Source organism: Desulfallas sp. Bu1-1 (assembly GCF_015594625.1).
Classification (GTDB): domain Bacteria; phylum Bacillota; class Desulfotomaculia; order Desulfotomaculales; family Desulfallaceae; genus JADNRQ01.
This window is the reverse complement of record NZ_JADNRQ010000091.1, coordinates 1-317: the sequence shown is the minus strand read 5'-3', so window position 1 is coordinate 317 and position 317 is coordinate 1. Positions and strand designations below refer to the sequence as shown.

Genomic DNA, 317 nt, shown 5'->3' with positions numbered 1-317 from the left:
GGGAATCATCATCGCCGGGCTGACTTGTGCCGTTGAATGAACATGCACGGTGGCTAATAAACCCAAGTACGCAAAAATTACGGAACAAACAACTCCGGTTAAATTAATGGCGATAGTAAAGAAGCGCTTTAATGCGCCCTTAAATTGTGAAACAATGGCGTCCATGCTGATCATCATGCCCTGGCGGACACAAACTACCCCACCCAAAAATGTAATCCAAATAAGTGTGTAGTTTGTCAATTCCTCCGCCCATTTTAAAGAAAACCCGAAAATATAGCGCGTAATTACATTGAAACACAACATAACGGTGACAGCCA

The 317-nt window shown here is 43.2% G+C and carries 1 protein-coding gene; it reads right to left on the bottom strand.

The features are described 5' to 3' along the window. The coding region (locus tag IT084_RS19160) for a TRAP transporter small permease (RefSeq protein WP_243277063.1) at positions 1-303 on the bottom strand (303 nt) is incomplete at its 3' end. Between the last annotated feature and the right edge of the window lie 14 nt (positions 304-317).